Consider the following 6,159-nt stretch of genomic DNA (forward strand, 5'->3'; position numbering starts at 1 on the left):
TATAGCTGACCCGGCAGTGGAACGGGCGACCGCACGACGCACACTTGACGTCATGGAGAACGAGCTCGCGATTTCCGTGCGAGGGCTGCGCAAGGCGTACGGCGACAACGTCGCGGTCGCGTCGGTGGACCTGGACGTCCGCCGGGGCGAGGTGTTCGCTCTGCTCGGCCCCAACGGCGCCGGCAAGACCACCACGGTCGAGATCCTGGAGGGCCACCGGCAGCGCGACGCCGGCGAGGTACGCGTCCTCGGCGCCGACCCCGCCCACCCCGACGCCGGCTGGCGCTCCCGCGTCGGCATCGTGCTCCAGGGCACCGGCGAGTTCGACGAGCTCACAGTCGGCGAGGTGGTCCGCCACTTCTCCGGCTTCTACCCCGACGCCGACGACCCGGACAAGGTGGTCGAGCGGGTCGGGCTGGGGGCCAAGGCCAAGGCGCGTACGCACACGCTCTCCGGCGGGCAGAAGCGCCGCCTCGACGTGGCGCTGGGCATCATCGGCCGCCCCGAGCTGCTCTTCCTCGACGAGCCGACCACCGGCTTCGACCCGGAGGCCCGGCGCGAGTTCTGGGAGCTGATCCGGGACCTGTCCGCCGCGGGCACCACGATCGTGCTCACCACCCACTACCTGGACGAGGCCGAGGCGCTCGCCGACCGGGTCGGCGTGATCGCCGCCGGTCGGGTGATCGAGGTCGCCCCGCCGAACGCGCTGGGCAACCGGCAGGAGTCGCTCGCGACGGTCTCCTGGCGTACCCCCGACGGGACGCCGGCCTCGGCGGAGACCGCGACGCCGACGGCGCTGGTGGCCGACCTGGCCGCGCGCTTCGGCGGCGAGGTGCCCGGCCTGACGGTGACCCGGCCGACCCTGGAAGACGTCTACCTGCGGATGATCGGACACTCATGACCACCACGACGAAGCCGGCGGCCCCGGTCGCCGCCACCTCCGCCCGGCGGTCCGGGGCGGGCGCGCTGGCACTGCGTCAGGGGCGACTGGAGATCATCCAGTTCCTGCGCAGCCGGGAGTCCGTCGTGTTCACGATGGGCTTCCCGATCATCATGATCCTGATCTTCGCGGCGATCTTCAGCGACGAGATCGCCCCCCGGGTCAGCTACACCCAGTACTTCATCACCGGCATGATCGCGACCGGCCTGATGACCGTGAGCTTTCAGAACCTCGGCATCTGGATCCCGATCGAGCGGGACCGCGGCGTGCTCAAGCGCTACCGCGGCACGCCGATGCCGAAATGGGTCTGGTTCGCCGGCAAGGTGATCATGGTGGTGGTCATCGGCATCGCCGAGACCGTGCTGCTGCTCGCCGTCTCGGTGGCGATGTTCGACCTGGACCTGCCGCAGACCACCGCCAAGTGGCTGACGTTCGCCTGGGTCTCCGTCCTCGGCGTCACCGCGTGCACGCTCTGCGGCATCGCCATCTCGTCGCTGGCCCGTACCGCGCGCAGCGGCTCGGCCGTGGTCACCCCGGTCGCGCTGGTGCTCCAGTTCATCTCCGGCGTGTTCTTCGTCTTCACCAGCCTGCCCACCTGGATGCAGCAGGTCGCGGCGATCTTCCCGCTCAAGTGGATGTGCCAGGGACTGCGGTCGGTCTTCCTGCCGGACAGCTTCGGCGCCCGGGAGCCGGGCGGCTCGTTCGAGCTGGGCACCGTCGCGCTGGTGCTGGGCGCGTGGTGCGTCATCGGCCTGGTGCTCTGCCTGACCACGTTCCGCTGGACCACCAAGCGCGACGGCTGAGGTGTAAGGAAGGGCCCCCTCTTAACGCCTGCGGTAGAGGAAGGGCCCCTTCTTAACGCGCGCCTCGCGGTGCCACACTCGCCGGCATGGCATCGACGCTGACCCGGCGTACCCTGCTCGGCGCCGCCGCCGGCGTGGCCGGCGCCGCGGTGGTCGGCGGCCTCGCCGCCCGGCAGCTCTCCGGCCCTCGCCCGGGACCGGCACCGGCCCTGCCGGACGCGCCGGCCGGCGACGAACGGCTCATCCGCATCGCGTCCGGCGCGCGCGGCCGCGAGGTGGACTTCTGGACGGCCGTGCCCGAGGGGTACGGCGACGGCCGCGGCCTGCCCGTCTGCCTGGTGCTGCACGGTGCGTCGGCCACCCCGCGCGACTACGGCCGGTTCGGGCTGGCCCGCTTCCTCACCGACGCGGTACGCCGCGGCGCCCCGCCGTTCGCGCTCGCGGGCGCCACCGGCGGGCGGCTGTCCTGGCGCGCCGCCGGTGACGACGACCCGCAGCGGATGGTGCGCGAGGAGGTGCCCACCTGGTGCGCCCGGCGCGGGTTCGACAGCAGCCGGCTGGCCGTGTGGGGCTGGTCGATGGGCGGCTTCGGCGCGTTGCTGCTCGCCGAGACGTACCCGAAGTGGCTGCGGATGACCGCGGCCTTCTCCCCCGCGGTCAGCGCCGGCGACGCGGTCTTCACCGGCGTGGAGAAGCTGCGCGGCACCCCGGTCGGGCTCTGGTGCGGGCGGCAGGACAATTTCCTGAAGGACGTGCGCGCGCTGGCCCGGGCGCTGCCCGAGGAGCCGGTACGCGCAGCCTGGGCCGACGGGCGGCACAACTTCGGCTACTGGGGCACAGTCATCCCGGACGCGTTCGCGCTGATCGGCGCCGCGCTCAACCCGCCCCGGACGTGAACCGCCCCCGCACGTGAACCGCCCCCGGCCGCGCGGGCCGGGGGCGGAACGACGGGCCGGTCAGTACGAGTAGAAGCCCTGGCCGGTCTTGCGGCCCAGGTCGCCGGCGGTGGCCATGCGCTGGAGCAGCTCCGGCGGGAAGAACTTCTCGTCGGCGGTGTCGGTGTAGATGTTGCGGGTGGCGTTGAGCAGCACGTCCACGCCGGTCAGGTCAACCGTGGCGAGCGGGCCCATGGCGTGACCGAAGCCCAGCTTGCAGGCGGTGTCCAGGTCCTCGGCGGAGATCACGCCGGACTCGACGAGCTTGACCGCCTCCATCGCCAGCGCGCAGATCAGCCGGGTGGTGACGAAACCGGCGATGTCCCGGTTGACCACCACGACGGTCTTGCCGATCTCCTCGGCGAACGACTTGACCGTCTCCATGGTCGCGTCGCTGGTCTTGTAGCCGCGTACCAGCTCGCAGAGCTTCATCATCGGCACCGGCGAGAAGAAGTGCGTACCGACGACCGACTCCGGGCGCTCGGTGGCGGTGGCGATCTGGGTCACCGGGATGGCCGACGTGTTGGTGGCGAGCACCGCGTCCGCCTTGCAGATCTTGTCGAGTGCGCGGAACACCTCGTGCTTGATCTCGATCTTCTCGAAGACCGCCTCGACCACGATGTCCGCGTCGGCGGCGGCCTCCAGGTCGGTGGTCGGGGTGATCCGGCCCAGCGTCGCCTCGACGTCGGACGCCTCGATCTTGCCCTTCTCGGCGAGCTTCGTCAGCGACTTCCGGATGCCGTCCACACCGCGCTTCGTGGCCGCGTCGTCGATGTCGCGCAGCGTCACCTGCCAGCCCGCCTGCGCCGCCACCTGGGCGATGCCCGAGCCCATCAGCCCGGCACCGACGACCGCGAGTCGACCCGCCATCTGCTTCTCCCTCGCCGTGTTCTGCAACGTCTGGGAGAACCCTACTTAACGAGGGATAAGCCCCGGCCGTCAGATGGCCAGGTCCGGCTCCTCCGGCGCGGTGCCGCGCTCCACCTCGACGCCGAGCGCCCGCAGGTCGGCCACGAAGTCCGGATAGCCCCGGTCGACGTGGTGCACGTGCGAAACCTCGGTGAGGCCGTCAGCGCAGAGCCCGGCGATGATCAGGCCGGCACCGGCCCGGATGTCGGTGGCGCGTACCGGGGCGCCGGACAGCCGCTCCCGGCCGCACACCAGGGCGTGGTGACCGTCGGTACGGATCTCCGCGCCCAGCCGCATCATCTCGTTGGCGAACATGAACCGGCCGTCGAAGATGTTCTCGGTGATCAGCGAGCCGCCCTCGCTGACCGCCGCCAGCCCGATCGCCATCGGCAGCAGGTCGGTGGCGAAGCCCGGGTAGGGCAGCGTGACCACGTCGACCGCCCTCGGGCGGTCGTCCATGCGTACCCGGAAGGCGTCGCCTCGCGTCTCCACCAGGCCGCCGGCCGCGACCAGCTTGTCCAGCGCGACCTCCAGGTACGCCGGGTCCAGGCCGGTCACCGTCACGTCGCCGCGGGTCATCGCGGCGGCGAACGCCCACGTGCCGGCCACGATCCGGTCCCCCACCGTGGCGTGCCGGACCGGCCGCAGCTCGGGTACGCCGACGATGTGCAGCGTCGACGTGCCGGCCCCCTCGATCCGCGCGCCCATCCGGTTCAGCATCGTGCAGATGTCGACGATCTCCGGCTCCCGGGCCGCGTTGTCGATCGTCGTGGCGCCCCGAGCCAGCACCGCCGCCATGACCAGGTTCTCGGTCGCGCCCACGCTCGGGAAGTCCAGCACGATGTCGGCGCCGTGCAGCCCGCCCGGCGCCTCGGCGATGACGAAGCCGTGCTCACCGGAGATCTCCGCGCCCATCCGGGCCAGCCCGGCGATGTGCATGTCCAGACCGCGCGAGCCGATGGCGTCGCCGCCCGGGTGGGCCACCCGGACGTACCCCCGGCGGGCCAGCAGCGGGCCGAGTACGCAGATCGACGCGCGCAGCCGCCGCACCAGGTCGTAGTCGGCTTCCGCGCCGGGCCGCTCCGGCACGTCGATGAGCACCGACCGGGACCGCTCCACACCGCCGTGGGCCACCATCGGGTCGACCGGGTCGTCCGGCCCGAAACGTACGCCGCAACCGAGCCGCCGCAGCACCTCGCCCATGATCGCGATGTCGGTGATCCGGGGCACGTTGGTGATCAGGCTGCGGCCGGGCGCGAGCAGCGCGGCGGCCATCAGCTTCAGCGCGGAGTTCTTCGCACCCACCACGTGCACGGTGCCGGCGAGCCGGGCGTCACCGCGTACCCGGATGACGTCGACGTCGTTGACCGCCGGATCTCCCGCGTCCCCCGGCCCCACCGGGCTCGGCCGGGCCGGGATGGTCAGGTCCGGTATCCGTAGGCTGTGCGTCATGGCCGTCCACCTCACGCGCATCTACACCAAGGCCGGCGACGCCGGCATGACCAGGCTGAGCAACAACGAGCAGGTGCCGAAGACCGATCCGCGCATCGCCGCGTACGCGGACGTGGACGAGTGCAACGCCTCGATCGGCGTCGCGCTCGCCCTGGGGCAGCTCTCGGACGAGCTGCGGGCCGTGCTGGAATCCGTGCAGAACGACATGTTCGACGTCGGCGCGGACCTGGCGACGCCTGTGGAGCCGGACCCGAAGTACCCGCCGCTGCGGGTGACCGAGGAGTACGTCGAGCGCCTCGAGGGCTGGTGCGACGAGTACAACGCGCGCCTGAGCAAGCTCGACTCCTTCATCCTCCCCGGCGGCACCGCGGGCGCGGCACTGCTGCACGTGGCACGGACGACCGCCCGGCGCGCCGAGCGTGCGGCATGGGCGCTGGTCGCACACGACCCCGATCGGACCAGTCCCCTCCCGGCAAAGTATCTCAACCGGCTCTCCGATTTGCTCTTTATCCTGTCAAGAACGGCAAACCCGGACGGCGACGTGCTATGGGTGCCGGGCGGGAAGCGCTGACCATCGGCGGCCTCCATCACGTGGAGGTGTGGGTACCCGACCTGGCAGCGGCCAGTCGTTCCTGGGGCTGGCTTCTCGGCGAACTGGGCTGGACGCCGTACCAGGACTGGCCCGCCGGCCGCTCCTGGCGGCTCGGCGCCACATACGTCGTGCTGGAGGCGTCACCGGCGCTCACCGGCCGCACCCACGACAGGCGTGCGCCCGGCCTGAACCACCTGGCCTTCCACGCCGGCCCGCCGGCCGCCGTCGAACGCCTGGTCGCTGCCGCTGGAGAGTACGGCTGGACGCTGCTGTTCCCGGACCGGCACCCACACGCGGGTGGCCCGGACAGCTACGCCGCCTACCTCACCGACGGGCAGGGGTACGAGGTCGAGTTGGTCGCGGAGACGTGAGAAGGCCGGCACCCCGTTGGTTCGGGGTGCCGGCCTTCAGCTTGGTCTTGCTTGTTCGCTTAGCTGTTCCAGTGCTGGGCGACGAGGTCGGCGGCCTGCTGCTCCCACTGGGCGTAGTGGTCCGGGTAGGCCGACACCTGGACGGTCTGGGCGGCCT

At 71.8% G+C, this 6,159-nt stretch carries 7 protein-coding genes; 5 read left to right on the plus strand and 2 right to left on the minus strand.

The annotated features are described in order from the left end of the window. The first annotated feature begins 52 nt into the window (after nucleotides 1–52). From IF06_RS0114015 to IF06_RS0114025, 3 genes are all read left to right on the plus strand, one after another. Entirely contained in the window at nucleotides 53–901 is an 849-nt protein-coding gene (locus IF06_RS0114015) for an ABC transporter ATP-binding protein (RefSeq protein ID WP_030271436.1), read from the plus strand. After that, nucleotides 898–1,743, plus strand: a complete 846-nt coding sequence (locus tag IF06_RS0114020) for an ABC transporter permease (protein ID WP_030271438.1) — start codon at nucleotides 898–900, stop codon at nucleotides 1,741–1,743. Before IF06_RS0114015 ends, IF06_RS0114020 begins: the two co-directional genes overlap by 4 nt. 86 nt (nucleotides 1,744–1,829) lie before the next feature. Next, entirely contained in the window at nucleotides 1,830–2,639 is an 810-nt protein-coding gene (locus IF06_RS0114025) for an alpha/beta hydrolase (RefSeq protein WP_030271440.1), read from the plus strand. Nucleotides 2,640–2,699: 60 nt separating this feature from the next. Here the strand turns inward: IF06_RS0114025 and IF06_RS0114030 are convergent, their stop codons facing one another. Beyond that, a complete protein-coding gene (locus IF06_RS0114030) occupies nucleotides 2,700–3,548 on the minus strand; it encodes a 3-hydroxyacyl-CoA dehydrogenase family protein (RefSeq protein ID WP_030271441.1) in 849 nt (282 codons plus the stop codon). Nucleotides 3,549–3,617: 69 nt separating this feature from the next. Further along, nucleotides 3,618–5,039 carry a UDP-N-acetylglucosamine 1-carboxyvinyltransferase gene (gene murA / locus IF06_RS0114035; protein ID WP_030271442.1) on the minus strand — a complete coding sequence of 474 codons (1,422 nt, stop codon included), beginning with the start codon at nucleotides 5,037–5,039 and terminating at the stop codon, nucleotides 3,618–3,620. Between murA and IF06_RS0114040 the strand changes: the two genes are divergently transcribed. Together IF06_RS0114040 and IF06_RS0114045 are read left to right on the plus strand one after the other, a co-directional pair. Beyond that, nucleotides 5,038–5,610 (plus strand): cob(I)yrinic acid a,c-diamide adenosyltransferase, encoded by a 573-nt coding sequence (locus tag IF06_RS0114040; RefSeq protein WP_013475364.1) that lies wholly within the window; start codon nucleotides 5,038–5,040, stop codon nucleotides 5,608–5,610. The two genes, murA and IF06_RS0114040, sit on opposite strands and share 2 nt — an antisense overlap. Further along, a complete protein-coding gene (locus IF06_RS0114045; protein WP_030271444.1) occupies nucleotides 5,586–6,002 on the plus strand; it encodes a VOC family protein in 417 nt (138 codons plus the stop codon). The genes IF06_RS0114040 and IF06_RS0114045 overlap by 25 nt, the downstream gene beginning before the upstream one ends. Nucleotides 6,003–6,159 lie beyond the last annotated feature (157 nt).

This window comes from Micromonospora globosa (assembly GCF_000717585.1).
Lineage (GTDB): Bacteria > Actinomycetota > Actinomycetes > Mycobacteriales > Micromonosporaceae > Micromonospora > Micromonospora aurantiaca.